This window comes from Synechocystis salina LEGE 00031 (assembly GCF_015207985.1).
Classification (GTDB): Bacteria; Cyanobacteriota; Cyanobacteriia; order Cyanobacteriales; family Microcystaceae; genus Synechocystis; species Synechocystis salina.
This window is the reverse complement of sequence record NZ_JADEVV010000013.1, coordinates 51593-78135: the sequence shown is the minus strand read 5'-3', so window position 1 is coordinate 78135 and position 26543 is coordinate 51593. Positions and strand designations below refer to the sequence as shown.

25 protein-coding genes and 1 pseudogene are annotated in these 26543 nt (G+C 46.6%); 13 read left to right on the top strand and 13 right to left on the bottom strand.

The window, feature by feature from the left end:
- The first annotated feature begins 250 nt into the window (after positions 1-250).
- On the top strand, positions 251-1324 hold the full coding sequence (locus tag IQ217_RS06480; RefSeq protein WP_194019320.1) for a hypothetical protein: 1074 nt from the start codon (positions 251-253) through the stop codon (positions 1322-1324).
- A 446-nt stretch (positions 1325-1770) separates the two neighbouring features.
- Here the strand turns inward: IQ217_RS06480 and IQ217_RS06475 are convergent, their stop codons facing one another.
- Both IQ217_RS06475 and IQ217_RS06470 read right to left on the bottom strand, forming a co-directional pair.
- On the bottom strand, positions 1771-4677 hold the full coding sequence (locus IQ217_RS06475) for a cyclic nucleotide-binding domain-containing protein (protein ID WP_194074511.1): 2907 nt from the start codon (positions 4675-4677) through the stop codon (positions 1771-1773).
- Between the two features lie 245 nt (positions 4678-4922).
- The gene (locus tag IQ217_RS06470; RefSeq protein WP_194019318.1) at positions 4923-5456 is read right to left on the bottom strand and encodes a GNAT family N-acetyltransferase; all 534 of its coding nucleotides are present in this window, start codon (positions 5454-5456) and stop codon (positions 4923-4925) included.
- Positions 5457-5950: 494 nt separating this feature from the next.
- On the opposite strand from IQ217_RS06470, the gene IQ217_RS06465 reads away from it, so the two are divergent.
- From IQ217_RS06465 to IQ217_RS06435, 7 genes are all read left to right on the top strand, one after another.
- Positions 5951-6199: a hypothetical protein gene (locus tag IQ217_RS06465; RefSeq protein ID WP_190595463.1), complete on the top strand. Its 249-nt coding sequence runs from the start codon at positions 5951-5953 to the stop codon at positions 6197-6199.
- A 98-nt stretch (positions 6200-6297) separates the two neighbouring features.
- Positions 6298-6846: a hypothetical protein gene (locus IQ217_RS06460; protein WP_194019317.1), complete on the top strand. Its 549-nt coding sequence runs from the start codon at positions 6298-6300 to the stop codon at positions 6844-6846.
- Positions 6792-7682: an ATP-binding protein gene (locus IQ217_RS06455; RefSeq protein ID WP_228024148.1), complete on the top strand. Its 891-nt coding sequence runs from the start codon at positions 6792-6794 to the stop codon at positions 7680-7682. Before IQ217_RS06460 ends, IQ217_RS06455 begins: the two co-directional genes overlap by 55 nt.
- Positions 7682-8710, top strand: a complete 1029-nt coding sequence (locus IQ217_RS06450) for a metal-dependent hydrolase (protein ID WP_194019316.1) — start codon at positions 7682-7684, stop codon at positions 8708-8710. The genes IQ217_RS06455 and IQ217_RS06450 overlap by 1 nt, the downstream gene beginning before the upstream one ends.
- Positions 8711-8871: 161 nt before the next feature.
- Positions 8872-9945, top strand: a complete 1074-nt coding sequence (locus tag IQ217_RS06445; RefSeq protein ID WP_194019315.1) for an ATP-binding protein — start codon at positions 8872-8874, stop codon at positions 9943-9945.
- Between the two features lie 151 nt (positions 9946-10096).
- Positions 10097-11134: a putative HlyD family type I secretion protein gene (locus IQ217_RS06440; protein WP_194019314.1), complete on the top strand. Its 1038-nt coding sequence runs from the start codon at positions 10097-10099 to the stop codon at positions 11132-11134.
- Positions 11061-11993, top strand: a complete 933-nt coding sequence (locus IQ217_RS06435) for a SurA N-terminal domain-containing protein (RefSeq protein WP_228024147.1) — start codon at positions 11061-11063, stop codon at positions 11991-11993. Before IQ217_RS06440 ends, IQ217_RS06435 begins: the two co-directional genes overlap by 74 nt.
- Here the strand turns inward: IQ217_RS06435 and IQ217_RS06430 are convergent.
- The 5 genes from IQ217_RS06430 to IQ217_RS19315 all read right to left on the bottom strand — a co-directional run bounded on the left by IQ217_RS06430 (position 11990) and on the right by IQ217_RS19315 (position 17486).
- A complete protein-coding gene (locus IQ217_RS06430; RefSeq protein WP_194019313.1) occupies positions 11990-12847 on the bottom strand; it encodes a hypothetical protein in 858 nt (285 codons plus the stop codon). The two genes, IQ217_RS06435 and IQ217_RS06430, sit on opposite strands and share 4 nt — an antisense overlap.
- A 91-nt stretch (positions 12848-12938) precedes the next feature.
- On the bottom strand, positions 12939-13601 hold the full coding sequence (locus IQ217_RS18835) for a hypothetical protein (RefSeq protein WP_228024146.1): 663 nt from the start codon (positions 13599-13601) through the stop codon (positions 12939-12941).
- 64 nt (positions 13602-13665) lie between these two features.
- On the bottom strand, positions 13666-14163 hold the full coding sequence (locus tag IQ217_RS06420; RefSeq protein WP_194019312.1) for a type II toxin-antitoxin system YhaV family toxin: 498 nt from the start codon (positions 14161-14163) through the stop codon (positions 13666-13668).
- 2 nt (positions 14164-14165) lie between these two features.
- A complete protein-coding gene (locus IQ217_RS06415; protein ID WP_194019311.1) occupies positions 14166-14498 on the bottom strand; it encodes a type II toxin-antitoxin system PrlF family antitoxin in 333 nt (110 codons plus the stop codon).
- A gap of 339 nt (positions 14499-14837) precedes the next feature.
- Positions 14838-17486, bottom strand: a complete 2649-nt coding sequence (locus IQ217_RS19315; protein WP_276529754.1) for a Calx-beta domain-containing protein — start codon at positions 17484-17486, stop codon at positions 14838-14840.
- A gap of 445 nt (positions 17487-17931) precedes the next feature.
- Between IQ217_RS19315 and IQ217_RS06405 the strand changes: the two genes are divergently transcribed.
- Positions 17932-18204 (top strand): DUF4160 domain-containing protein, encoded by a 273-nt coding sequence (locus tag IQ217_RS06405; protein ID WP_194019310.1) that lies wholly within the window; start codon positions 17932-17934, stop codon positions 18202-18204.
- Positions 18194-18646, top strand: a complete 453-nt coding sequence (locus IQ217_RS06400; protein WP_190599863.1) for a DUF2442 domain-containing protein — start codon at positions 18194-18196, stop codon at positions 18644-18646. Before IQ217_RS06405 ends, IQ217_RS06400 begins: the two co-directional genes overlap by 11 nt.
- Before the next feature lie 174 nt (positions 18647-18820).
- On the opposite strand, the pseudogene IQ217_RS06395 reads toward IQ217_RS06400, so the two are convergent.
- The 4 genes and pseudogenes from IQ217_RS06395 to arfB form a co-directional block, all read right to left on the bottom strand.
- Positions 18821-19342: pseudogene (locus IQ217_RS06395) on the bottom strand (Rpn family recombination-promoting nuclease/putative transposase); the annotation flags it as partial.
- Between the two features lie 22 nt (positions 19343-19364).
- A complete protein-coding gene (locus IQ217_RS06390) occupies positions 19365-20063 on the bottom strand; it encodes an EcsC family protein (RefSeq protein ID WP_194019309.1) in 699 nt (232 codons plus the stop codon).
- A 387-nt stretch (positions 20064-20450) separates the two neighbouring features.
- A complete protein-coding gene (locus IQ217_RS06385; protein ID WP_228024145.1) occupies positions 20451-22112 on the bottom strand; it encodes an alpha-keto acid decarboxylase family protein in 1662 nt (553 codons plus the stop codon).
- 370 nt (positions 22113-22482) lie between these two features.
- Positions 22483-22896, bottom strand: a complete 414-nt coding sequence (gene arfB, locus IQ217_RS06380) for an alternative ribosome rescue aminoacyl-tRNA hydrolase ArfB (protein ID WP_190599865.1) — start codon at positions 22894-22896, stop codon at positions 22483-22485.
- Between the two features lie 199 nt (positions 22897-23095).
- On the opposite strand from arfB, the gene IQ217_RS06375 reads away from it, so the two are divergent.
- Positions 23096-23815 carry a chitin deacetylase family protein gene (locus IQ217_RS06375; RefSeq protein ID WP_194019308.1) on the top strand — a complete coding sequence of 240 codons (720 nt, stop codon included), beginning with the start codon at positions 23096-23098 and terminating at the stop codon, positions 23813-23815.
- Between the two features lie 55 nt (positions 23816-23870).
- On the opposite strand, the gene IQ217_RS19205 is transcribed toward IQ217_RS06375, so the two are convergent.
- A complete protein-coding gene (locus IQ217_RS19205; RefSeq protein ID WP_265583623.1) occupies positions 23871-23999 on the bottom strand; it encodes a hypothetical protein in 129 nt (42 codons plus the stop codon).
- Between the two features lie 111 nt (positions 24000-24110).
- Positions 24111-24881, bottom strand: a complete 771-nt coding sequence (locus IQ217_RS06370; RefSeq protein ID WP_194019307.1) for an Rpn family recombination-promoting nuclease/putative transposase — start codon at positions 24879-24881, stop codon at positions 24111-24113.
- A 122-nt stretch (positions 24882-25003) separates the two neighbouring features.
- Here IQ217_RS06370 and IQ217_RS06365 point away from each other — a divergent pair, with 122 nt between their 5' ends.
- Both IQ217_RS06365 and IQ217_RS06360 read left to right on the top strand, forming a co-directional pair.
- Positions 25004-25246 (top strand): DUF815 domain-containing protein, encoded by a 243-nt coding sequence (locus tag IQ217_RS06365; RefSeq protein WP_194019306.1) that lies wholly within the window; start codon positions 25004-25006, stop codon positions 25244-25246.
- 97 nt (positions 25247-25343) lie between these two features.
- Positions 25344-26540 carry an alpha/beta hydrolase gene (locus IQ217_RS06360; RefSeq protein ID WP_194019305.1) on the top strand — a complete coding sequence of 399 codons (1197 nt, stop codon included), beginning with the start codon at positions 25344-25346 and terminating at the stop codon, positions 26538-26540.
- Positions 26541-26543 lie beyond the last annotated feature (3 nt).

The window sequence follows — 26543 nt, the reverse complement described above, 5'->3', positions numbered from 1 at the left end:
ATTTACCCATGTTTTAGATGAGTTGACCAAGCTTTTTAATAAAGTTAATGAGCTAGATCGATTAAGATATTTGGTCAATTCATGGGACATATTCTGCCATTCATCTGCCTAGATTGATGGAAGAGGGGTATCCACAGTTAACCTGCAGGTTCTTTCTCCATCTAGTGTTACAGATGGTGACATCTGGCTCAGTGCCCTTATCTACTTATTTACTTACTTATTTACTTGTGCGGGAAATATAGATAATTCCTTGACAGTTAACTATACTATTCAGGGAACAGCAGATGCCACAGATTACACAGGAGCCACACCTGGAAGTGGAAAAAATATTACTTTCGATCCCGGCTCCAGCATAGCTTACCTATTCATTGACCCAACTGCAGATAGTAACTTTGAAAGTGATGAAACTGTAGCTATCACTCTTGCATCAGGCACTGGCTACGAGATTGGAACTATTGACATCGTGGTGGGCACTATCTCCAATGATGGGGTAGAAGTACTTTCCCCTCCTGTTGAGAGTCCCAGCATCACGCTAACTGTCTCCCCCAATAGTGTCACTGAAGATGGAACTGATAATCTTGTTTATACCTTCACCCGCACGGGAGATACCACTAAGGATTTAACTGTTAACTACAGCATTGCCGGAACTGCAGATAGTTCTGATTTCACTGGTGCAACCCCAGGGATAGACAAGGCAATTACCTTTACTGCCGATTCCAGTACAGCGACTTTAACCATTGATCCTACTGCCGATACCGTGGTCGAACCTAACCAAACCGTTATTGTGACCTTGGCATCAGGCACCAGCTATACTGTCGGCACTACAGGAGCAGTAACAGGAACCATCACTAATGATGATACCTTCAAAGACAATTTGACCGGTGGATTAGTCCGTTTTCGTAACAACGATCGCCCGGGGACATACCTATTTGCTGGGGCAGAAGAAGCGGCCAATATTCGTCAAAACTTCAAAAACTTCGTTGAAGAAGGTGCCGCATTCCAAGTAGCAACAACCAAAACTGATCCTCTTTTACAAACTTTCTATCGCTTCCAAAACACGGCTCCTGGCCGAGAAGGAACCTACTTGTTTGCCGGAGAAGGGGAAGCGACAAGTATCCGCCAAAACTTTAAAAACTTTGTCGAAGAAGGCATTGCTTTTTATGCCTATTCCGCCGGGGTTGGAGAAGGGACTACTGAATTTAGTCGTTTTCAAAGCAAAACCTTTCCTGGGACTTATCTTTTTGCTGGACCAGGAGAATCAGCAGCCATTTTGAACAATCCTGGTTTTACCTATGAAGGGACTGCCTTTGCCGCTGGAGGTTAGTGAGATGTTCTCGAAAAACTGAACAAGGGGACAACACTCTACATGGGGTCACAATAGAAAAGGGAAAAAAACGTACGCTAAGCAAAAATTAGCAATAAGAAAGCTTATAAATCAAGTGTTTTGGCATCTAGCCACGCTTCCAAATATAGTCACCAGTCAGGCTAATATGCTCCCAGTCTAGGGATGACAAATATAGAAATAAGCTGAGATAGTGGCTCTATTTTGTCTTCTTTTGTTAGATTCTTTCCTCTCCTCTTCATTAGCGTACGATTTCCCCCTTTTTCTGTGGTGACCCCTATAAGAAGATGTCTGAAAAGTCAGCGTTCAAGCTAACTGTCGAACAAGGAAAAGGATAGTTCTATTTAATTTGGTTCCAAAATACCGATGATTCCGGGTATCTACAGTTAGCTGACCCCTTCTATGGCGTGACCCCACGCTAGTCCAACTTAATGATTAATGTGCCCAGGGGAATGACCTTCGTGGGAATCTGAACTAGGGCTAGGACTCTTAGCTGGGACAATTGTCTCCACTCGTTTCGTGAGTTTTTGTAAGCGTTTACTGATAATCGTTAGGAGACCCTTGGCCAAAGCGGGACGATGGTTTAAGAGGAAATCAAGTTTTTCCGCCGCTAACACCAAGGCGATCGTTGGTTGGGTTGCCGCAATGACTGAAGCTGAACGATTGGCATGGGTTAGTACTCCCAATTCCCCTAGAGTCTCTCCTTTGGGAACTTGGTTAATAATTTGTTCCCCCCCATCAGCGCCCGGAATGGTCACATCAGCCATCCCTGCAAAAATAATCAAAATCTCCTGGGAACGTTCCCCCAGACGCCAAATAACCTCTCCCCGGTCGTAACGACGGGATTGACAAGAGACAGCCAACTCAACTAACTGCCGCACCCCCAACTGATTAAAAAAGGGACTTTCGGAGAGACAAAAAGTTTTCGTTAAGGTTGAGATTTGCAATGTTGTTGGGTCACTAGGGGAGTGTTTTTCCCCATCCACTAGTACTTGAGTTTCCTCTGCCAAAATTGGGGGCGGGTTGGTTGGGAGCAAATCAACGGCGATTTGATACGCTTTCGTCGGTTCAATTAAATGCAAACCAGATAAGCCCAAAGCTTGTACAAAAGGTTCTAAATCCTCTCGCAAAATGGTTTCTAGTAACTCTCCCAGGCTGTTTGGCTCAATTTCAGTCCTTTCGGAGGGGGTCGGGATTAACAACAACGCATAAATTTCTGGGTCTAGATCTGCTTGCCAGGAAGTCTCATCTTCTTCTTCGGCATTTAACACCGCCGGTAAAACATCATAAGCCGCTATGCGGGGAGCCAGAGATTGGGCAGCGGGGGAATTTCCTAAAATTTTCAGAATTGATAACAGGCGATGAATCACGAGCTTTTGACGATCCAGAAACGCATTTCGCAACAGGACATAAACGCTCAAACTGGGATCAGGGGGTTGGGTTTCTAGAATTTGACAACGCCCATCCATTTTTTCCAGTTGCGTGAACAAAATTTCTGCATTTTGCAACAAGCCACCCGCTTGCCCCAAGGACGCACTCAATACCTGCTCATGTTCGGCGTCGGTAATGCGATATTCCTGGCGTAAGTAGGTGATGCGTTTCCGTTGATCTTCTAAGGCGTTTTGTACCGAGGTGCCATCTTGAACTAAATTAGCCACCAGGGCTTCTAAATTTTGTCGATAACTATCAATGCGGATTTGATTTTCTAAACTGGTTTGTTGAGAGGCATCAAATAAGCTCGGATCTTCAACCCCCAGACTGGCGAGGATGGCGTAATGCTCATCTTGAGTGATGTTTAAATTCCGTTGTAATTCATTCAGCAAGGCACTTTCTGCCGAACTGATAATGTTGTCTCGAATGGCGGCTTTGACGGTATCTTTATACATTTCCAACCGTTGCGTTTGGCTAAAGTTGGGTAAAACCTTGGCCAACACATACAATTCATCGGGCTTGAGATCATCGTTTTTGCGGTCAAGAAATTGAGCAACGTCGAAGCCTTGTTTATCGAGTTGACGACGGAGGGAATTGGCGAGGCCTTCCCTGCCGTATTGATCCGACGTGCGCCCAATGGTCTGATAAAACCACAAGCCACTGACCAAAATAACGCTGCCGGTCAACAAATGTTCTGTCCATTCTGGCAAAAAGCCTAAGCCTGCCCCGCCACTAAAAATCCAATATAAATTCCAGGCGCTAAAAGTAACGACGGTAAAGACTTGATGCAAAATCTGGGCATTGTCGAGGGACAGTCCCTTTTTTTCTAGGTATTGACGATAGGCTTTTTCCAATAGGCTCAAAATTCCGTAACTGGCGAATACACAACCAATCAAGGTGAGGGGTGTGGCAATTAATTTGGGGATGGCGATCGCCTGCCCTCCTAGATAAAAGCCGGGATTCCAGATCGTGCCAATTTGATCCGGTTCATGGGCCCAAGCGCCGGATTCATAAAACTCCCAATTACCGGCATATAAAAAGTAATAACCATAAAAGCCAATCACTAAACCGAGATAACCATAAAGAATAAATTTTTGGTCATTTTTAACAATGCGATCCCAATAGGAACGCTCCGCATCAATATCCATACAAGGGGATTTACAACCCACACAAGCACTTTTTTCCTGTTGGGTTTTGGGATCTATTTCTCGACAGGTGGATTGGGTCAAACCCCGCTCTTTTTGCCAATGGGCTTGACTACCCAATAATCCCCTTGGTCCGGTAAAAACCATCTGCACGGGGGCCATCGGACAAAAATATTGACACCAACTTTTCCCGGCATAAAGATAACCAACCAAAATAGCTGCCGCAATAGTTGTAATTAACCAAATACCAAGGGCTAAGCGGTCAGAGCCAATGAATAAAATCCGAAAAATCAGACCGACGACCAATAACCCAAATTGTAGAAACAGAAAATTACGACCCAACCAGGATTTTTTATTGATAGAGACCAATTCATAACGGCTTTTACCGCTACTGGTGACAGTTTTAAGTTTGCGTTGGATACCTAAGGCCCTAGGAATTTGGGAAAAAAAGGCTAAGGGACAAATTCGTCGCCAAAATTCATGGCCTAAGACAAAAATAATCATCAATCCCACAGGGACAACCATTGTCCAAAAAAACTTAGCCCCTATTGCATAGGGTTCTGTCGGTAAACAAACCCCTTGTAATCTGACACATTGAGACGAATCTAACGTCAGCCGAAAAGGACTCCAAGCATGATTGGGATCGGTTAATAGTTGAGTAACCGGGTCGTAAAACAGAGAGGCAATTAACACAGACCAACTGATCGCCAAGAACCAGCGAATTTTATGAATAGTCTGCTCCGGTAATGTGTTTAACATAGGGGTCACAACAGAAATGGGAAAAAATGTACGCTAAGGGAAAATTTAGTTCTGGAAAGACTTCAAAATAAGGGTTTTAGCGTCTGATTACTTTACTGGATACAGTCACCAGTAAGGCTAATATGTTCCCAGTCTAGGGATAAAAAATATAGAAATAAGCTGGGATAGTGGCTCTATTTTGCCTTTTTTTGTTAGCGTACGATTTCCTCCTTTTTTTGTGGTTAACCTTTCCTGGTTCCAAAGATTCATAATTTCAGGTTGCTAGAGCTATTTGCCCTGAATCCTTCATGGAATGTGACATTACCCTGGGGATAATGACTGTTAAACGAAAGAGCAAAAAACACCTCATCGGGAACCCCTTCGAGAGTAAGTCCCGCCACATTCTCAAATCCAAATTTTTTGTAGTATTCTGGGTGTCCGACAAGACAACAACCCTTGGCTCCTAAGCCCTTCAACTGTGATAGTCCTTCCTGGATAAGAGCTTTACCAATCCCCCTACGCTGATGTGTTGGCAACACGGAGACCGGGCCGAGTCCATACCAGTTTTTGCTGCCGTCCGAGATGTTCACAGGGGAAAATGCAATATGTCCCACAACACGACTATTCACTTCTGCAACCAATGACAGAGTTAAGGCACCTGCGGAACGGAGAGCTTCGATGATGAACTGCTCTGTGTGGTCACTAATTTCTAGGGGAGTGAAGGCTGCAATAGTCACCTCAGTAATGAGAACGGCATCGTCCTCGGTCTCGTCCCTTATTAAAATTTCTGGTGCTGTCATAGGAATTTCATTTATTCGAGGACAACTAGGGAACTAGGTTTCCTGGTTGTTGATGAGTCGATCTATTTGTTCATAGATGGAGAGAGTTCACTGCTCTCTCTTTCTGCTTTCAGGGTAGCGGATCAGAGTCAAGGAACGACAGTTGGAATTTGTTCAGGGCACGTTTTGCGCCCGCCCATGGCACCAGGAATATCAAAAAGTTACCCCTTGTTTTAGTCAAAGTTGGGCAGAGATCGCCAGATTGGAAACCCCTAGTAAAAGTTATTGGGGTCTATTTCCATGGCTAAAACTCCCTACCGAGATTGGTAAATATCGTTACATTTTAGAACCTATCTCAACAGCATCCCCAATAATCAACTCAGTAGTTAAGCAGAGTTGCCAGAGCGTTAGTGGACAAATCAAGAAAGCTTTAAAGAAAGTTAAATTTTTCATCTTTGTGGTCATTTTTCTTTAGCTATTGGACAATATAAATTATTAATTTTAAGGAGTTCACTATGGAATTTAACCCCAGTGAGTGGCCCACCCATAAACAAGGTGAAGTTGTCCGACAACTAATACTGGATGCGTTGGACAGTCCAAAGACAAAGGAAGAATTGTCCAGTTTGTGTAATAAGAGCGTTAGACAAATCACTAGACATTTACAGCGTTTGTCCAGCGAAAACAAGATTTTGTCCAATGGCAAAGGGCAATTTGTCCGGCGGATCGCCGCTGGATTTTTACTGCTTTACGTTGGACAAATTTAAGTCCAGCGTTGGACAGCATTGGACTTGACAGAAAAAAATTGTCATATAGAATCCCCTAAACGACAAGTTCCACAAATTTTTTTTGGGAGATTAAGAAAATGTCCATCGCTGGAAAGTCCAAAGGTGACGTTGTACAACAACTGGAAAAATCCTACGGGGTAGCCCGGACAACGGTGTTTAATCGGCTGAAATATTTAGGCTATTCGTTGGACAAAGTTGATGATTTGTTCAGTTTGTCCAATGAACAAATGGCTGAACTTGATAACCTCCACCGCTGGATAAGTGATGGGGGCAGAATGGCCGACTATCCCAAACCAGGTCAATTGGCCATGGTCAGGGATGAGGGGGAATTAGAACAGTATGGGGAAGCAATTAATTTTGATGCCCTAGAAGGGGACGAGGAACTGGGTCACGCTGAGCTGATCCGGGCGGCCCAAAATCAAGCGGCGGGGATACTAATTGCCCAGAATTTACTAACCGCTGAAATCTTGAAAAATCCCCAACATTTACCGGCAGACCTCCAAGCCCAGGTGGAACAGTCCAAGGTGGCGATCGCCCCAAAGCCCCAGAATCCTTTAGTGGTGGCTTCCCAATGGATTACGAAGGCGAAGGCCTACCAGAACAACCAGAATCAACTGGCGGCCTAGAAGATTATGTCCAACCCCAGGGGAACAACTGTTATCGCCAACCGGAGATGGAAGGTCTGCTTAATTCCCTCTATTCTGCTCGGTCGGTGCTAGTCACTTCTGGGGAAGGCATGGGCAAAACCTACTTGGTGCGGCGGGTTTGGGAACGGCTGTTAGCGGATGGGGTGACCTGTGCCTACTTTGAACCGGCTACTCCCAAGACCCTCCTAACGGAGATCGCCGATATGGCCGGGGTCGATATCAAAAATCTGGAAGGTCGGAGCAAAACGGTGGAAGTGCTTAAGCAAGAGTTAATCCAATGGTTCAGCGTTAACCGGGCGGTGCTGATCTTTGACGATGCCCATTACCTGGAAGTGAAGTTCCGGCTTTGGCTCAAAAAGCTCAAGGATGTGGGGGTTCCCATTCTATTGGCGGCCACCAATCCTCCTAGGACTGACCTGTTTATCTATGTGCCCCGCATTGAACTCAAGCCCCTGGCGGAATATCAGATCCGGGACTTGATGGAAAAGGAGGCCATCGCCCTGGGGTCAGATTTAAAGCCCCATCAAATTGCCAAGCTCCAAAGCCGGGCCGGGGGCAACCCCATGTTGGCCAAGCGGGCCATCGAGGAGGGTTTTTTGGGCATCCAAAACGAAGCTGGGGATCACGGCAGATATTTTGACATCACCCCGCTACTGCTCCTGGTGGGCATTGTCTTTATCTGTTATCGGTTCATTGGCCTGGGCACTGGTAATCAATCCCTCTATATTTTGGCGGGCATTGGGGGAGCGATTTTCCTAGGGGTGGCAAGACTTTCCTATTACTTGCCCAAGGAATCGAGGAGGATTAGCAACTAATGCTCACCATTACTCACCTATTAGTAGGGGCGGCTTCCGTCGGCATGGCAGTCCAAACCACCAACCCCGTGCCCATTCTGATTGGGGCGATCGCCAGCTTGTTACCGGACATCGACATCAGTACTTCACCGGCAGGGAGAGTCTTACCCTTTATTTCCCGACCCCTGGAGCAAAGATTCAGTCATCGCAGTGCCACCCATTCCCTTTTGGCATCCCTAACCTTAGCGGTGGTGTCCTACGGCCTTTGGTCTACCATTCCCGCCATTCCCCTAGTAATTATCCATGCCCTCAACATCGGTTACTTCGCCGGTTGGTTTTTGGACTGCTTCACTAAGTCCGGGGTGGAGATGTTTTACCCGTTGGGGGTGCGCTGTGTTTGCCCTGGGAACCGGAACTTAAGGATCTCCACTGGCAGTGCTGCCGAGTATTGGTTGATGGTCTTTGTGGTGGCGATCGCCGTTTGGACTTTTCAACTCAATAACACCGGTGGCCTGGTGAAGAACTTCAATGCCCTGATTGCGGCCCCCAGTGGAGTGACGGAACTCTACAACCGCAAGGGAGGCAACCAGATAGTTTATGCCGAATATGAGGGGGTTTGGGCGGGGAACCGTGCGCCGGTGACAGAGAAGGCTCCGATAATTGCCACCAATGGCGAGGGTTTTCTGGTACTTCAGGATGACCAGGTGGTGAAAGTGGGCACCGAAGCGGACAGCACCATCATTGTTAATCGCATTTGGGGCCGGGAAGGGGAACCCGCAGTGATTACCACGGACACCATTTACCTCGACGATGAACCCCTCGACCTGTTGGAGGACTACATCCAACCGATGACTTTCCTCAGTGGCCAGCTCACCATTGACGACCCCACTGCTTTAAGGCTGGAACAGTCCGCCTTTGCCTTTGCCCCCATCCGCCACGCCGGAGGATTTGTCACCCTCGACCATGCCCCCATCGAAACGGCGATCCACCTCCTCCAAGACCAGTACGTTAGGGGGTCTGTCACTATCAAAACCATTGAAGAACGTTAATTGGCTAATATCCCCCTAAATCCCCCTTCCAAAGGGGGACTTGAAATCCGGTTCCCCTCTTAATAAAGGAGACTTTAAATCCAATTCCCCCCTTATCAAGGGGGGCCAGGGGGGATTCTGAACTACCGCTTATACCTATTTCCTGAAACTTGATAACTGTCATGACTTTTTCCCCCAGCAAACGTCCCCCCATTAATCGACTGCACCATCCCCAAACCCCTAGTAATGTGCTCTCTCCTCCCAAGCAAGAAGGGGTGTTAATCGGTGGGCAGATTTATTGGAACCCCGCCACAGTGGCCAATCCCCACGGGTGCATCATCGGCGGTTCCGGGGCCGGCAAAACCCAAACTCTGAAGGCGATCGCCTGGGAAGTGAGCAAGTTAGCCCAAGTTGCCATCATTGACTTCCACGGAGATCAGGAATTGCCAGGGGAGACTTGCTACAACGTCAATATGAAAAGCAATGCTGGCATTAACCCCATGCGGTTGAACCTTGACCAGGAGGGGGGCGGGCCCAATCTGCGGGCCATTGAGCTGGCCATGCTGTTCAAAAAGACCCTGACCCTGGGGGCCAATCAGGAAGCGAAACTGCTGGACTGCTTCAAGCATTGTTACTTCCGCCGGGGCATCTCCCAGGAGTCCCATGAAAGTTGGTTAAAAGTGCCACCAAATTTTAGTGACCTGGAGAATTTACTGGAGGAAATGGCCGGGGAAGACAAGGAGGCGGAAAAACTGAGGCTGAAGTTATCCACCATTTTTGAGTACGGCATTTTCAACAAAACCCAGCCTATTAACCAAACCCTGACCCGTTGGAATTTGTCGAAACTTCCCCCCCAATTGCAGGCGATCGCCGGGGATGCGTTGGCTTCCCAGTTGATGAGTCACCACCGTTTACTAGGGGAATCGACTCTCAGAACTGTTTTGTTCATTGATGAAGCCAAGGAGTTGGGCCATTCCAAAGCGTTGGACAGAATTGCGGCGGACGGCAGAAAGTATGGGCTGGGCCTGTGGGTGGCTTCCCAGTCTTCCCGTCATATTTCCAAGGATGTTCTCACCAATACGTTCACTAAGTTGGTTCTCCCAGTTGATTCCTCTGAGTTGCCCGTCACTGCCCGTACCTTCAGATTTTCCGAAGAGGCGATCGCCAACCTGAACCCTCTGGAATCATTAGTACGCTTTGGCAAAAATGCCAACAAAGTTAACATTGTCCCCTTTTATCAAAGGAATACACCATGATTAGTTCTTTGAGTCTTAGAACATGTTTGAAAAGCCCCCCTGGCCCCCCAATTCTGGGGGGAATAATATTTGTTTAAAGTCCCCCAAGGTTGGGGGATTTAGGGGGCAAATCGTAACTTTTACAACAGACTTTTAGGGAGGACAAAATGCTATGAATTGGCGGGCTTTACTGTTGGCGGTAATCCTCGGCACGGTGGTCTTTGGGGGTCTCCATGCCCAAACCAACACCACCAATACCCCTGGTAATGATTCCTCCCTGACTACTCCCAACCGGCTCAAGATTAACCTCACCTTAGCTGACCCAACAGAACTCAAGGTGCGGGAAGGGGATACGGTCAACCGGGGTCAGGTGTTATCGGACAAAGAAGCGGAACGCTCCCGACTGGAACGGGATCAACGAGAAAGACTCCTGGCGATCGCCAATGTGGAAGGTCAATTAATCCCCATGCTGCAACCGGCCCCAGCTTTGCGGGAACTGCCCCCCATTTCCTACACCGTGGAAGAAACCGCCATTCAATTAGCGGAAATTAAGCTGGCCCAAGCCCAACGCAATCTGGCCACGGCGATCGAGGCCGACCCGTTTATTTCTGCCAAAGCTAAAGTGGAACGTTCCCTGGCTGATGTGGAGGCGGCCCACCGGGCTTTTGAGTTACAGCAACGCAAGCTTGATGCGGTCAATGGCCTGCGGGGTTTGCCACCGGAGATGTTGACCCACGAAACGGAGAAGCTACGACAAGCCAAAACGACCCTGGAGGGCAAGGAAGCGGAATATAAATTCTTCCAAGCGGAATATTTTCAGGTGGAAACAGACCGGCGCAAGGAACTCACTGATCTGCAAAGTAAAGTCTCCATTGCCCGGGGGGAACTTGAACAGGCCCAGTCGAGGTTACGGGCGGCTAAGGAGAATCAGGAATTGGCGGAATATAACCACCGCATTACCATTTCCCGCCGAGCAGAGGAAGAAAATCAGGTGGCCATTAATGTGGCCAATCAAAAACTAGACCGAGAGTTTAAGTTGGCCCAGCTCCGGGAGCAATTGTCCGCTGTGGAGGAAAAGTTAAATGGCATTGTTCAAGTCAAAAGCCCTTACTCTGGCATTATTCGCCGCATTAAGTTTGACCGCCAAACCGACGGCAAGCTGGCTGTTACCCTTTACCTGGACACCACCGGTGCTAGCCCAACTAACTGACGATGATGAGGGGGAAATTGAGGAACCAGATCTGCTGGAAATTGGCAGCGAAGATGACCCGGAATTGATGGAAGACCCCCAGGGGCAACCCAATCCTTTCCTTGACCCGGCACTGGACGACCTGGTGGACAAAAAAATCAGTGAGGATGTTTGGTCACAAATGCTGGGGGACTTGCCCTGTAGTGTGGCGACGGAATCCTGTGTTAACCAACTGCAAAATACCGCCATCCAAAAATCCCGCCTCTTGGCAGACCTCCAGGACAAAATTGATGAGAGCATCGCCGCTGTGGAGGAAGCCAGGCAAAAGAATCTGGACTCCATCGCCATCTCTAATTTCTCTCCCTTCCTCCAGGTCTTTCTCTATTCCACCCTGGGGCCGGTCAGCAATGGGGTGGAAGCACCAGTTAGTAATCCCTTCCGTCTCATCCTTGGTAATGTAGCAGCCGCTTTTCTGGGCCAGGGCTTGGGTTCTTTATTCAACTGGTCACAATACGCTGGCAACGATTCCCAGCAACAACGGGCGATCGCCATTGGGGATATTCAAATCAAAATTGCCGAACTACAACGCAATAAGTCGGAATTACAGCAAAAACTCCGGGAACAGGTAACAGTGGAAATCCTCAAACTAGAGGAATTGGCCCGGGCTTTTCAAATTGAGCAGGCGATCGCCAAACGGGATAAGCAACGCCTCGAAATTGCCAGGGTCTCCTACCGCTTTGGGGAGGGGGATAGTGAAAGATATTTGGCCCAACTGAGTAGCTACGACCGCCAAAAAGCCGCAACTTTTCGGGAATGGTCACGGCTCAGAAATCAGGTGGTACAGGTTAAATTGCTGGTGCTGGGCACCGGGGAGGATTAGTCATACTGAATGTCATCATCGGTGAGGTAGGATCTGCCCTTACTACAAATGGGGCGGGGTGTCCATTTATACCAATCTGCCCAGTTATAGTTTCTCACCAAGACGTTATTTTTACGCAGTTCAAAGCCATCGGCATAGTCCAGGTCATAACCAGGCTTTTTCGTGTTGGCGGTTAATCTCCAGTAATACTTGAATGCCACATGGCCACAGGCATTAGATTTCTTCCTTTGGCTGAATTTCCAGGGCACTGGGCCGCCCCCATCTAAGCGCACAAAAAAAGTTGAGTTGGGGGGAATATCCCGGTCGGCGGCGTAGAAAATCAGTACGTTGTCTTTCAGTTTGGCAAACCAAGAAAATCGCCCCACAATGTAAGCGCAATTGACCTGACTATCGGGCAGGGTGGTGTCTTCCCCGCTGGTAAAAACTATGTTGTCCCAATCCGGTCGGTTGCGCCAAAAGAAAGCTGTGCCGTTCACTAATTTACCTGTGTTCCAAATGCCGCTGTCATGGCCACTGTAGGGCTGACTGGCCAAAGGGTATTTCTTCGGCACTTTGACGGTCATCATACTGCAATGGTTGGTGGTGGCCTTGGCAATGTAACCTCCGCCCCGGTCAATAAATTCATAGTAGGTATGGGGTTCCAAGCCGGTGAAGGTGATCACCTCCGCACCGTCGTCATAGTTGTCGTAAAGACTGAGGGAATCATGGGGATTTTCTTCAGTTTGGGCCCTTACCGCCAGGGGTTGGAGGCTCAGGAGGCAGAGTAATATCAGGCATCGGCTCCATAGTTGCGTCTTCTGTGGGAGCAGGTTCTTCCGGCATTTCAGGGGCTTGGGCAAGGATAGGAAGAACATAGAAGAACCCCAACGTTAAAGCGAGTAACAATTTCATAGAAAAAAAGGGGATTAAGATCCCCAATGAGTGAGCAGTGCTGGGCAAGCGGCATTAGGGAGATGGCCAATCGGCGGTGGTGAAGGTGGCACCATTACGGCAGATCGGCCCACCGGAAACGGCGGTCATGGCTCCCACGTCGGGAATGGTCACGATGGTTGACCCCGTGGCGGAATCAGTGATGGTCAAAGAGCCGGAGGTCACCAAGTATTTGCCGGAATTGGAGAACCGGGCTGTGCCACAGGTGGAAGCTTTCACACTCCGCAGGGTGGGAGCATTGTTATAGGTGACCACGTTGGAGCTGTAGGGGGTCAAGCCGGTGAAGTAAACGTTACCGTTGGAGTCTTTCAGGGTGACGGATGGAGTAGGATTACCCACCAACACACCGTTGGAACATTTTGGCTCTGCTTCCACCACCAGAGAGTTAAAGGCAATGTCCGCACCTCCATTTAGTTTGAAAGTATCTCCGGCATTTATGGGCAAGCTGGTGGAGGAACCACTTAGTTTGATCACACCGCACTCGTTGGCGTTTTTATTGGTTGATCTGGGCAGGGATGAATATTCCCCTTTGATGGATTGATAACTACCCAAACCGGAAACGTATATGTCTCCTGTGCGGGTTTCGCGCCCCACCGTTGGATTGGCAAAGGCACCAGGGGCCATAGCCGTTATGCCCAGTGCAGCAAAGGCTAGACTGGAGAGTATTTTGTACTTCATAATTGCAGGGAGTGTCATTGAGTGGGGCTATTTTATATGTCCCTCTCTTTTTGTCAAGGCTCTTTTATAAATCTATTTCAGCAATTTGTTGTAAACGATCGCCAACACTTTTAGCTTCTATTAATAAATCATTCCAATCATTGGGAGGATGACCGTTTTCAAGCATTTTTCTAAAGACTTTATAAGCATCGGTACTGCTTTCATACGCTCGTTTGGAATTTTCATCATTAACCCAAGCCAGAAGAATTATTTTACTTTCTTGGTGGTAGCGAAAAAATAATCGATGCTGCTGGAAAAATTTAGCCCTAAACCAGTGTTTATAATCATTCCCAAGCGTACTCCCTTGTCGATATTCATTGCGAGTTGGATCTTGGGGAATAACATCAAAGGCTAATTTGGCGATCGCCGCTAGTCGCTTAGTAGCATTTTTCTTTTTATATTCTTTTGGATGCTTTTGTCGCAAATGTTCAACCTGAGCCACAAGTTCTTCAACTTGCTCAAGAAATAAAGGATGGGCAAATATTTTCCATCCATTAATTACTAAAGACTCATCTATTGACAAACCTATTCGTCCTCACCCAACAGGGGAGCGTCCAGATCCACATCAACGCCCGAGACTAGCGACTGCACACGACCAACAAGCTCAGAGCTGATTGCTTGTATCTGCTGAGGATTTTTTTCTATATCTTGCGCCAGAAAATCTAAAAACTTCCCTAACACTGGATCCTGTTCTTCCTGGTCAATCCTAGAAATCCATACTTTGCCGTCGGGTTCGATGGTGTAACAAATTTTATCTCGTTTATTGAGTCCAAGGGCTTTGCGAACCGGATCAGGCACTGTGGTCTGATAGCGATCCGTAAGGGTAGATTCTGGGCAGGGTGATAATATTCCAGCCATAGCAACCTCTCAACCTGTAAAATCATATGCTGATGGTAATGCGATTGCATTGTCTTGTCAATGCTAGGGTCATTCACCTAGTTATTGAATCGCCAGTAAGGCAGGGGTCTGGTCTAATGGAAATGCAGAGCGGCCTTGGGATTGGCAGAGGCGGAATAAATAAGGGTTTAGTCGGCGATCGCCAGTTTATCCCAACTCCTCCCAAGAAATTTGGTGGATTAAGACTAGAGGCACGACCCAAGGAACTTGGTAAAACATTGAATGGGTAGGGAGAGGGGCGACCCTCACTCGGCCCACCGAACTATCTCTGTAATTGAAACAGAAGTTAGCTAAGTTGAATCAACCAAGAGCAGCAGAAAAGGCGACTCCTTCCCTGACAAAATTGGGATTCCCTATCACAGAAGATGTTTCTCCAGGAGAGGTAAACAGATAAGTACCAGGAACGCCTACACTCTGAAAACGAGTAAAATCAACGGTTCCGTTTCCTGTGCCTGATCCATAGGCATAAAAAGCAAGGCCTTCTTCTACGAAGTTGCTCAAGCCAGGGTTACTACGAATAGCGGCTGCTTCCCCTTCATTAACAAACAAGTAAGTACCAGGCAGATTCGTATTTTGAAAACGGAAGAATGCCTGTTGCAATGGATCTGTTTTTTGTAGGGCAACACGGAAGGCAACCCCTTCCTCTGCGAACTGCCTCAAGCCGGGGTTACTACGAATAGCCGCAGCTTCCCCTGCACTGGCAAATAAATAGGTTCCAGGTTGATTTGTGTTTTGAAAGCGAATAAAAGAGGACAATAAACCGTCCGATGGGGGAATGGTAGGGTCTGTTGGAATAGTGGGGATGGCAGCATCATCATTAGTGATTATTCCTGTCACTACTCCTGTGGTGCCGACAGTGTAACCAATTCCTGATGCCAGAGTCACAATAACGGTTTCATCAGGTTCAACTGTGGTATCCGCTATCGGGTCAATTGTTAAGATTGCAGTGTTAGAACCGGCAGTGAAGGTAATTGTTTTTCCCGTGCCAGGGGTCGCTCCAGTGTAATCAGAGCTATTGGCTGTTCCAGTAATACTGTAATTGACTGTTAATGCTTGAGTGGCATCACCTGGGCGGGTGAAGGTATAAACTAAATTAGCCGCTCCGTCTTCGGTAACACTATTGGGAGAAACAGCTAGTGTAATACTTGGAATTATAGGTAGCGGAGGTATAACTTCTTCGTCGTCATTAGTAATGATGCCTTCGGCATTGGCAGTGGTGATGGTCGCACCGTTAGTGGGATTACTCAGGTTTACTCGGAAGGTTTCGTTGGCTTCAACGGTTGTATCCCCTTGAACATTAACGGTAATGACTTTGTTGGTTTCCCCGGCAGCAAAGCTGACAACCCCGCTGGGTAGAACTCCTCCGACAAAATCGTTAGCATTAACGGGATTGTTACCTGTGCCCGTTACCTCCCAGTTGACGTTATTGGTTCCGGTGGTGCTACCAGAACGATTAATAGTGAAAGTAAAAGCCTTGGCACCAGCATTACCTTCGGTTTGGTTCCCATTGGTGGCGGAAATAGCTAAAGTTACAGGGGTAGAGGAAGAAGAAACTATTTGGAAATTTGCCGCGGTTAAGGGTGTTCCCGACTGGACATTATGAAAAACACGAATGTAATCATTAGCACTTAAATTAAACTGCGAGACATTGCTAAATGGTTTGGACAAGGTGGATAAAATTTCACTCCCATTAGCAAAACCATATTCCGCGGCTACTTGGATAATTTCAGTAGCAACGTCAAAATCATTGATTGTATCTTGCCCATTTTCGAGGCCAAAATAAAATTTATCAATTCCTAAACCCCCAAATAAACTATCGTTACCCTTCCCCCCATCTAAAAAGTCATTGCCTTCACCCCCTTGCAGTTGGTCATCGCCATCGTCGCCGTGTAACTCATCGTTACCTTCCTGCCCAAATAAGAGGTCATTCCCAGTTCCTCCAAACAGTTGGTCATCACCAATGCCCCCTTGTAGTTGGTCATCGCCATCGTCGCCATATAGTTCATCGTTGTCCTCATTACCAAAAATCAGATCATTGCCTGGCCCGCCAAAAAGCTTGTCATTACCCAGATCGCCTTGAATTTGATCATCGCCACCTAAGCCATCAATTTGATCATCGAGAATGGTACCGAAAATAGTAGCGTCGCTACCATTGGTTGCGAGAGGAAGAGATGAACCTTGGGCAACAAAATTAAAACCCCCTGTCGGCTTAATTTCATAACCAATATCTGCTAGCCAAGCGAGATCATAAACTGACGGCAATACCCGTTGATTGTTGTTATAAATGGGATCCATTAGGGTCAAATCATCAAAGATGCCCTCTTGGAAATGGTTCAGATCTGCTTCAAGGGGAATAGGTTGACCATTATTAACTAAACGAGCGTTGAAACCACCGAGAGAACCGCCATTGCCTTGTTGATCGGAAATTGGGGCGGTTCCTATGCCCAAAGCATGGCCAAGCTCATGGAGTGCCACCGAGAGAAAATCTCGTTTACCGGACGGAATATCGGTACTTGTTGCTGGAGTTTGATCAAAAAACCAATCATCAATCACGCCGCCATTGGGAGAAGGATCAAAGGAGAGATTGCCAACCCAAGGCTCAAAGTTGCTAGCTTCAATGCGATTGCGAAACAACGTACCAATAGTTTGACCGCTATATCCACCCCGGGCTAAGGTATTTGCTCCGCCGGTGCCGAAAGGAGGGGATTGGAAGCCCACAAAAATTAAAATATCATCGATCGCCGGTAAGATGAGGTCAACGTCTGCGCCAGTTTGGGGATTTTTGATCGTGACATCAAAACCGGCAACTAAGTCGGGAAAATCGTCTTGAATATAACTTTCCCAAATGTCAGCGGCGGCTTCTAAGGTATTACGTCGTTCTAGGGTAAACAACCCATTAGTATCAAAGCGGTAGTCAAAGACAATATTGAAGCCATTGGTAGTGGCCATGATGAGAGTCCTCAGAGGTTGTCCTTTTTGGGGGATTTTTGTATTATCTAATGGTAGCCCTAATTATTAGTAGTGACGCTTAATTTTCGTTTCAAATCAAACTATCAACGGTAAGGTTGAGTCATTGTCATTGCTGGAATGACCCCGTTGTTTTTTGGGGGTTTTGCCCATGTCTGCTTTTTTTGTCGGTTCGGTTCGTTCGGTTCTTTCTCCGGCGCTGGTCTGTCTGGTTGGGCCGTGTCAGTCCAGGTTCTTACCTAGTTTTGTTTTCTCTGGGGGGCTTCGGCCTCCCTTTTTTAATGGTTCCTTGCTACAACAAAAATTAATAGGGGTTTAATGGCGATCGCCTTAGGGAAGATAGTGTAAATGCTCTAACCAGTGGTAGTGAGAGGGATTGAATAAACCTAACGCCTTAGGTTATTCTGGGTTTATCCATCAATGAATTATGCCTAAAATCTTTGAAGACCCTAGGCATGGCCTGACGGCTTTCATTTATACCAACGACCATGTCCCTGCCCATGTTCACGTCTTTCTGGGTCGGAAAAGTTCCCGCAATCAACCGGGCATTAAGATCAATCTCGGTTCAGAGGATCAAGCTCCCTCGTTAGTGACCGTTGACCCCAGTATCAGTAATCGGGATGCTATCAGAGCATTAAAGCTAGTGGCTGAACACCAAGAATTATTTTTGCAGGAGTGGAACCGTATTCATGGCACGTAATTGGACAATAGATTTTAACGAGGAAGCCATTGCTGACCAAATAGCCCAGGCAAAAGAAACGGCGATCGCCGAGGAAAATGCCGGCCCCTGTGCCCGCCAGGTTGAATATGACCATCAACGGAATTTAATTGTCTTTTATTTCGCTAATGGTTCACAGTTTGCCGTACCACCAGATTTGATTCAGGGTTTGCAGGGGGCAACAGTGGAGCAATTAAATAATGTTTGGTTGGATCGGGCGGGGTTAAGTGTGCACTGGCCAAGTCTAGACGCAGATTTTAGTATTCTCAGCTTAGTTCAAGGAATTTTCGGCACGAAGGCTTGGATGGCGGAGATTGGCCGTCAAGGGGGAAAACAGACTTCTGAAGCTAAACGGAAATCATCCCGTGAAAATGGCCAAAAGGGTGGGCGTCCAAAAGGTTCTGTAAAGGTAGTCAAAATTTAGGTTTGTTTTGCTCTAAGGAGAAAAAACTAACGTAGTGTCTCTCAAGATAAAAATGACATTCCCCAAATGTCAGCAGACTTTGCCAGGGGTTTAATGGCACACCGCATAGCAGATCTCTGCGAGATCGCCAAAAGATCAGTCAAGCCATATTCCGGGCAACGACCATTTCAACCCTTAATTATCTTGGTTAGCAACAAACTGATTGACTAAGGCGACATCAATGTCTAACTCCTTAGCAATTTCGGCGATCGTAAGACCTAATTTTTTCAGCAAGGGTATGGTTTCTAGTTTCGCCTCCAGCCTACCTTCTAGTTTTCCCTCCAGCCTACCCTCCAGTTTCCCGGCAATTTTACCTTCCTCTAAAATTTCTTGATAGACAGCGGATTCCTTCATAATTTCACTCCTTAAAATTGTCTTGATAAGCTCAGGGGCCAGCAGAATTCCTCCAAAAATTGAGGTTGCCGCCATGAGATTTGCCTTAACTCGATTATCCTCAATCTGATCTAGTGCAGTCGCCACTTCCCTCAATTTTAATGCCGGGTCAGAGGTCTGCGTCAATACTGCTAGGGGCAATAACCCTGGACTTTGGAGAAATGTTTCCGATGGTTGTTCCCAGAGCCGAATCACTTGATAACGATGGACAGTCTCCCCCACCTGAAAACTGTCCTGATAAACTAAGTCATTATTACTACGTTTAAAGCCCGTCTTTCTGTGGGGTCTATATTTGATGGCACCGTGGATTACCACCGTGCATTGAGGATGTTGTAGGCGATCGCCGTTTTTTGGTTTCGTAAAAATAACAAGCACCATGGCCAATGCTATAAATTAGGCTCGCGTTACTGGTGATGCCAATCACCACCCCCAAAATTGGAATCAACTCAAACAGACTCAGTCCTGATTTGATCAGATTGGCGCTACCGGATGCCAGAAAAAAAAGGGCTAATACTTCTCCACGTCGGCTGGGTTCATGAACCGAAAACCCATAAATGGCAGCAATACGATAAATCATTTCTGCCTGTAACGCCGTTGTTGCAGTCAAATCCGCCATTAAAAGGGTCAAGGCCAAGGGGGGAATAAAATTGGTCATTAAGCCAATGCCTCCGGCTTTGATAGCGGTTTCCACAATCACCCGCTGGGCTAACTGAGCTTGGGTTTCCAGGGGATATTGACCACGCAAGGCCATCACCTCTCGTTCAACCTTTTCGTTATTTACCTGACCTAAAGCTGCCAAAAGCCACTGGAGTCCAGGCATTTTGGTACTGAATTGCATTAGAGGATGTTCGGCGATCGGAGCGACAAAAGCTCCTAGCTGTTCTGTGCCCTGTTCAATTTGCTCCCGTAGGGTATCGGGCGTTTTTTGTAGAGCAACAAGAAGATCATTAAGCAGAGTTTCAGGATCGAAAAATTGAGAATTCATAGTAGCAAAAAAGAGACGACTCAATCAAAATTTTGAGCTTATGTGGGATCAAAGTACGGGGACAAAAAAAGGGTGGTAGAGGCGAAGACCTATATCCAGCAAGGATTTGACAAATGTGGTAAAAAGAAGGTGAGCTAGGAATAACCAAAACCAAAGCATCATCCCCGTTATGAATGAGATTAAACGAATTCAAGCAGCATTGCGAGAGCATTTACTTGCAATAAGGGTTTGAGGCTTGTCAAAATTGCTTGGGGTGCAATATTTTCCGCTCTATGGCGTGACCCCTATTTGCTCAAACAGGGTTACAAAGCCAAGATTAGCGGTGGCTAAGGGGCTTGTGCCGAAACCGCCTCTCAAGGAATTAGAATTATTACTAATTATTCTGTTTTAATGACTATTCATGGATTTCAAAGCCGCCCCTAATCGTTTTAACCCCTGGGAACAATCAAAGCGATCTAGATGCACTTCAATAAAGGTTGGGGAAGAGAGATGGTGACAGGCTTTTTCTAGGGCTGTTTCCAACTCAGTTTCCGTGCGGACTTCACAACTCCAACAGTCGCCAAACACCTGGGGTAATTGATGATATTTCCACGGTTGTAGGTCGTTGTAAACATTGTCTTGAATGACTCGTTCAATGGTGTAGCCATCGTTATTCATCAGAAAAATAATCGGGTGTAACCGGTGGCGAATAATGGTGGATAATTCCTGGACCGTCATCTGGAAGGCTCCGTCCCCCACAATGGCGATCACCCGTCGCTCCGTGGCGGCCAAGCTGGCCCCTAAACAAGCGGGAATGGAATAGCCAATGGAAAGGTAGAAGGCTTGGCCAATAAATTCGGCGGCCTGGGGCATGATCAAATCCATCGTAGCCACAATGGCATCCCCCGTATCAGAAATGACTAATTGGGGATCTGTCATCTCCGTTAAAAAATGATTGAGTCGTTTGTAAAAATAGGCATTAGTTAATTTTTGCTCGGCAGTGGGAGTGAGGGGTTCTGACAATAAAGAAGCGGCAGGGATAATGTCTAAATTCTGGCGAGGGGAATTATGCCACTGTTGACAAAGTTCGTCCAAAAAATCCCCTAAATAAACTGGTTGATAATAGTGATGTTTAATTTTGACCTTTTCAGAATTGGCATTAATTAACCGTTGTTCTTCAAGTTTGGCGGTGTAAACCCCTAAATTCATGTCGGACATAATCGCCCCTAAACAAAGCACACAATCTGCTTTTTCTACGGTTTCATGGACGGCTTGACGACTCAGAGCGCCAACATAGGTGCCGATAAATTGGGAATGGGTTTCGGCAATACAGGATTTACCCAATAACGTAGTAGCGATGGGAAAACCCATAATTTCTAGGAGTTTTAATAATTTATCTTCGAGGTCAAAACGATGAAATTCCACCCCGGCTAAAATCACAGGGGACTTAGCCTGACTTAACAGGGCGATCGCCTCTTGAACGGCTTCAGCGCAGGCATCGACATCAGTTAATGTTTCAGCAAACGCTGGGGGAGCAGCAGAAACTGGACAGGGTTGCTGGGCAATATCCGTGGGAATTTCAATGTAAACGGGACGACGATAATGGGCACAGGCCGCCAGGGCTTGATCGATTTGTTGGGTGGCTTGGTTCACATCATTGATTACCACTGCCATCACCGTGGCTTTCTCTAGAATTTTGTATTGTAAATTCAAATCCCCCGTCGTATGGTGCAACATCAGATGGGAGCGACGATTGGCCCGACTCGGAGCACCACTAATCACCACCAACGGCACCCGTTCAGCGTAGGCTCCCACTACGGCATTGATCAAACTAAACGCCCCGACGCCATAGGTTACACACACTGCCCCCATGCCCCGCATCCGGCCATAGGCATCTGCCGCATAACCCGCATTCAACTCATTACAGGTGCAGACTAATTCCACAGGACTATTAATCAATTCATCCATCAGCCCCAGCACATAATCCCCCGGCACCCCAAAGATATGACCGACATTAAAGGCCCGCAGGCGATCGCCGAGATAGAAACCTACTGTCATTGTTGTGTCCATTGTTTACCTCTAGGGTAGGGACTTATTTCTTACTGTACTCAGCTTTGGGGGAATTGCAGGGAAAAATGTTTACCAGGGGCATCCTTTAGCCAATAAAAGTCCGTAGCCATTTCTGGGAGGATAATTCAACTAATAAATCCCCTGGAGGGTTTCAGGCTTAGTGTGCATTTTGGTTCCATTACTACTCAAACCCCTCTATGGACTGACCCCTATAGGCTGGGGAAATAACGATCGCCAAAATATCTTTAGGTCACTAATGAGAACCGGAGTCTGCCCGGCTAAAGCCCGGCTTGCTGTGGGGTCTAAATTTGATGGCACCATGGACTACCACCGTGCATTGAGGATTTTGTAGGCGATCGCCTAATGAAAGCTACTCATCAATTGATTTTCTCAGGGCCTTAACTGCACTGCGTTTGGTTTTAGCATCCAGACGCTTTCGTTGGGAACTGTAGGTCGGTTTTGTGGGCCTACGGGGCTTGGGTAAAGTTATAACGCTACTGATTAGCCATTGGAGTCGTTGTAAGGCTTCCTCTCGATTCTGCTCTTGGGTACGATGAGACTGGGCTTTAATAATTACGATGCCATCTTTAGTGATGCGCCGATCATTGAGGTTTAATAGCCGTTTTTTATAGGCATCGGGTAGAGAGGATGCCCCAATATCGAAGCGGAGGTGAATGGCGGATGCCACTTTATTCACATTTTGACCACCTGCTCCCTGGGAGCGAATAGCGGTCATTTCGATTTCGGTTAGGGCAATACTGAGGCTTTTGGTTATCTGCAACATAATATTTTTATTCTTTATTTTCAGGATAATCCTTTTGGAGCAAGACTTTGGAAGTTTTTAGAATGGGTTTAAGGTTATCAGTGGTTTACATGATTTTCTGAGCTATGACGGAAATGGGAACTCGTTGGCTCTGAAAAAAATAATAGAAACCCAGGCGATCGCCAATATTTAAACTTTTCTCTTACGGTTAGGTAATTAGATGCTCTATTGGTTATTATTAATTATTTTTGCAGGTTTCATATCAATCTTGTTTTTTCAGCCTCACTGGATACTCGCAATAATTGAATTACTTATTCCCGGAGTTGTTTATTTTGCAAAAATCCATGATAATTTGATTGCACTGACAATTGATGATTCACCTCATAGCGATACAACACAAATTTTACTTAATATCTTGAGAGAAAATCAAGTAAAAGCAACTTTTTTTATCATTAGCAACCAAGTTTTTGCGAATGAAGCAATCATCCAAACCATGGTCACAGATGGGCATGAATTGGGCAATCACATGACTGAAGATAAACCAAGCATTAAACTATCTCCAGAAGAATTTGCAACTGATCTGTTAGAAGCCCACTCTGTAATTTCAAGATTCGATAAGATTCATTGGTTTCGTCCGGCTTCAGGTTGGTACAACTCAGAAATGCTCAAGACAGCAAAAAAGAATGGTTATCGAACAGCTTTAGGATCTGTCTTTCCTTATGATACTCTTATTGAATCGTCTTGGTTTGCTGTAAATTATATTCTTTTTAATATTCGACCTGGTTCTATTATTGTTTTACATGATGGAAATTCAAGGGGACAGAGAACTGTAAAAACTTTGATAAAAATATTACCAATACTGAAAAATAGGGGTTATAAGTTTGTTACACTTTCAGAGCTTTTTACAAAAGATAATTCAATAAGCGGACAATTTTTTTGATACCGATAACTACTTATACCCAGATTAGAGACATCTGCCACTGCTACTTTAGGTCTTAATCGATCGCCAGAGGAAAAGTATTGTCCGACGCTGAAAAGTCGGGGTAGTAGGAAGGAAAGTCCGCCCGGCTAAAGCCAGGTTTTCTGTGGGGTCTATATTTGACGGCACCGTGCATTGAACCCATCGATAATAACCCAAAAATTACTAGGGTTTAGTGGCACACCGCAAAGCGCATCTTTCGGCGATCGCCAAAACAGAAGTCAAGCCATATTCCAGCGAATGGCCATTTCAACTCTTAATTATTTTGGTTAGCGACAAACTGATTAACCAATTCAACTTCAATGTCTAACTCCTTGGCAATTTCGGTGATTGTAAGACCCAATTTTTTCAGCAGGGGGATGGTTTCCAATTTGCCCTTGAGTAAGCCTCGTTGTTCCCCTTCCCGTAAGATTTCTTGATAGACAGCGGATTCCTTCATAATTTCACTCCTTAAAATTGTCTTGATAAGCTCAGGGGATAGCAGAATTCCTCCAAAAACTGAGGTTGCCGCCATGAGATTTGCCTTAACTCGATTATCCTCAATCTGATCTAGTGCAGTCGCCACTTCCCTCAATTTTAATGCTGGGTCAGAGGTTTGCGTCAATACCGCTAGGGGCAATAGTCCTGGACTCTGAAGAAATGCTTCCGATGATTGCTCCCAGAGCCGAATCGCTTGATAACGGTGCACAGTCTCCCCCACCTGAAAACTATCTTGATAAACCAAGTCATTACTGCTGGGCTTCAAGTAGATAACAAATTGGTGCATCGTCTTCTGGGGAAAACGGCGATATACCCTCACCCGATAGTCCAGCATCCGAAAACCCATGGTCGGGTCAGGCTCCGTTTGGAATTCCAGATGCAACACCAAGTCTTCTGATTGCTCCAAAATCAAGGAGTCAGCCCGAATTGGCTCCAGGGAAAGTTCCGTCGGACTGAGCTTGGTCAATTGGATTGGTCGTCCCAACAACCACCCGGCGTAGTCTTCGGAAAATGATTCAGCCAGAAATTTGCACAGATTATCGAACATACTCAAATTTTACGGGCGATCGCCAAAAGTATTTGTTGAGTTACTGATAAGAAGCAAAGTCCGCCCGGCTAAAGCCCGGTTTTCTGTGGGGTCTATATTTGACGGCACCGTCTATTGAACCCATGGACAATAACCCAAAAATTACTAGGGGTTGGTGGCACGCCGCAAAGCCGATCTTTAGGCGATCGCTTTTTGAAACAGCAGATCAGAATACTTATTTACCGATTGTTCGATGTCTAGTAGCACAAGCTGGAATCACTCTGGAGCAGAAAAATTTAGAATTTCGCGCTTTACAATGGGCAACTCGCTACAATGGGCGATCGGGACGTACTGCTAGACAATTTGTTGATTTTCCCAGCGCATAATTGACAATTTGATCACAACTATATCTGTATCTTTAGCGGGTTTCATACCCGGCGATAGTCTCTGAGCATGACAAGAACCAGGATCAAAATTCTACAAATGGCGATCGCCCTCAATCTAAAGATACTGGCACTACTGCTCAGTGGCATCGGTCTATTTCTCAGTGCTTGGATGATCATCCCAGCCCCAAACATGGCACTGCTAACCCTGGGAGTCGGTGTGCCTGAAGTTAGCCCCTGGCTACTGGTACTGAATGCTACAGCAGGCGGGGTATCAATGGTAGGCGTGCGCCACAGTTGGCTGCAACGGTTGACTTTGGGTGCTAGTTTGGTGGGACTCCTTCTTAGTGCTATGCCACTAATTCAAATGCCTGCCACGCAGCAGAGGATAGAGGTTGCTATGCGGGAAGCTCTGGGGACAAACTATCTAGAGCAAATTCCCAATCAATTGCAGATCCAGATGAGATCGGAGCCGTTTTCCCTCACTGATTCCTTCACGGGTATCAATCTCCGTGAAGTGCGATATACACCAGACATCCAGTTTGCCTCTCCTGATGGCGTATCGTTAAAAATGGATATCTACCGACCTTTACAAGTGGGAAAATATCCAGCAATTGTGGTGATCTACGGTGGATCGTGGCAACGGGGCGATCCAAAGCAAAACGCCGATTTCAGCCGCTATATGGCAGCGCAGGGCTACACCGTTTTTGCAATTGATTACCGTCATGCTCCCCTTTATCGCTTCCCTGCCCAGTTAGATGATGTACTAACGGCACTAGCCTTTATCCGCCAACACGGTAGTGAATATGAGGCTGATCCAGAGCGAATAGCTTTGCTCGGACGTTCTGCCGGGGCGCATCTAGCCATGCTAGCAGCCTATCAGCAGTCTGAGACGCTGCCAGTCCGAGCCGTAGTTAGTTACTATGGTCCTATAGATCTAGCTGAAGGCTATGCCAACCCTCCGCGCCCCGATCCGATCAATTCGCGATCTGTTTTGCGAGCATTTCTAGGGGGTTCGCCGGCTGAATTGCCTGATCTATATCAGAAGGCGTCTCCTATCAACTATGCTATTCGCCCACAGCCGCCAACGCTGTTAGTTTATGGGCGTAATGAGCATGTCGTACAGGTGCGATTTGCACAGGGAATGTACCATCGTCTGCTTGCATCTGGCACTACTGCTATCCTACTAGACATCCCTTGGGCTGAACACGCTTTTGATGCAATTTTTTCAGGTCCAAGCAACCAGTTAGCACTATACTACACTGAGCGTTTCTTAGCTTGGGCACTACGCTCCTAATTG

What these genes read in the sequence shown, in the direction of transcription:
- IQ217_RS06475 (WP_194074511.1), bottom strand. Translation starts at nt 4,677, where the DNA reads ATGTTAAACACATTACCGGAGCAGACTATTCATAAAATTCGCTGGTTC.
- IQ217_RS06470 (WP_194019318.1), bottom strand. Translation starts at nt 5,456, where the DNA reads ATGACAGCACCAGAAATTTTAATAAGGGACGAGACCGAGGACGATGCC.
- IQ217_RS06465 (WP_190595463.1), top strand. Translation starts at nt 5,951, where the DNA reads ATGGAATTTAACCCCAGTGAGTGGCCCACCCATAAACAAGGTGAAGTT.
- IQ217_RS06460 (WP_194019317.1), top strand. Translation starts at nt 6,298, where the DNA reads ATGTCCATCGCTGGAAAGTCCAAAGGTGACGTTGTACAACAACTGGAA.
- IQ217_RS06455 (WP_228024148.1), top strand. Translation starts at nt 6,792, where the DNA reads ATGGATTACGAAGGCGAAGGCCTACCAGAACAACCAGAATCAACTGGC.
- IQ217_RS06450 (WP_194019316.1), top strand. Translation starts at nt 7,682, where the DNA reads ATGCTCACCATTACTCACCTATTAGTAGGGGCGGCTTCCGTCGGCATG.
- IQ217_RS06445 (WP_194019315.1), top strand. Translation starts at nt 8,872, where the DNA reads ATGACTTTTTCCCCCAGCAAACGTCCCCCCATTAATCGACTGCACCAT.
- IQ217_RS06440 (WP_194019314.1), top strand. Translation starts at nt 10,097, where the DNA reads ATGAATTGGCGGGCTTTACTGTTGGCGGTAATCCTCGGCACGGTGGTC.
- IQ217_RS06430 (WP_194019313.1), bottom strand. Translation starts at nt 12,847, where the DNA reads ATGTTCTTCCTATCCTTGCCCAAGCCCCTGAAATGCCGGAAGAACCTG.
- IQ217_RS18835 (WP_228024146.1), bottom strand. Translation starts at nt 13,601, where the DNA reads ATGAAGTACAAAATACTCTCCAGTCTAGCCTTTGCTGCACTGGGCATA.
- IQ217_RS06415 (WP_194019311.1), bottom strand. Translation starts at nt 14,498, where the DNA reads ATGGCTGGAATATTATCACCCTGCCCAGAATCTACCCTTACGGATCGC.
- IQ217_RS19315 (WP_276529754.1), bottom strand. Translation starts at nt 17,486, where the DNA reads ATGGCCACTACCAATGGCTTCAATATTGTCTTTGACTACCGCTTTGAT.
- IQ217_RS06405 (WP_194019310.1), top strand. Translation starts at nt 17,932, where the DNA reads ATGCCTAAAATCTTTGAAGACCCTAGGCATGGCCTGACGGCTTTCATT.
- IQ217_RS06400 (WP_190599863.1), top strand. Translation starts at nt 18,194, where the DNA reads ATGGCACGTAATTGGACAATAGATTTTAACGAGGAAGCCATTGCTGAC.
- IQ217_RS06390 (WP_194019309.1), bottom strand. Translation starts at nt 20,063, where the DNA reads ATGAATTCTCAATTTTTCGATCCTGAAACTCTGCTTAATGATCTTCTT.
- IQ217_RS06385 (WP_228024145.1), bottom strand. Translation starts at nt 22,112, where the DNA reads ATGGACACAACAATGACAGTAGGTTTCTATCTCGGCGATCGCCTGCGG.
- arfB (WP_190599865.1), bottom strand. Translation starts at nt 22,896, where the DNA reads ATGTTGCAGATAACCAAAAGCCTCAGTATTGCCCTAACCGAAATCGAA.
- IQ217_RS06375 (WP_194019308.1), top strand. Translation starts at nt 23,096, where the DNA reads ATGCTCTATTGGTTATTATTAATTATTTTTGCAGGTTTCATATCAATC.
- IQ217_RS19205 (WP_265583623.1), bottom strand. Translation starts at nt 23,999, where the DNA reads ATGGGTTCAATGCACGGTGCCGTCAAATATAGACCCCACAGAAAACCT.
- IQ217_RS06370 (WP_194019307.1), bottom strand. Translation starts at nt 24,881, where the DNA reads ATGTTCGATAATCTGTGCAAATTTCTGGCTGAATCATTTTCCGAAGAC.
- IQ217_RS06365 (WP_194019306.1), top strand. Translation starts at nt 25,004, where the DNA reads ATGGACAATAACCCAAAAATTACTAGGGGTTGGTGGCACGCCGCAAAG.
- IQ217_RS06360 (WP_194019305.1), top strand. Translation starts at nt 25,344, where the DNA reads ATGGCGATCGCCCTCAATCTAAAGATACTGGCACTACTGCTCAGTGGC.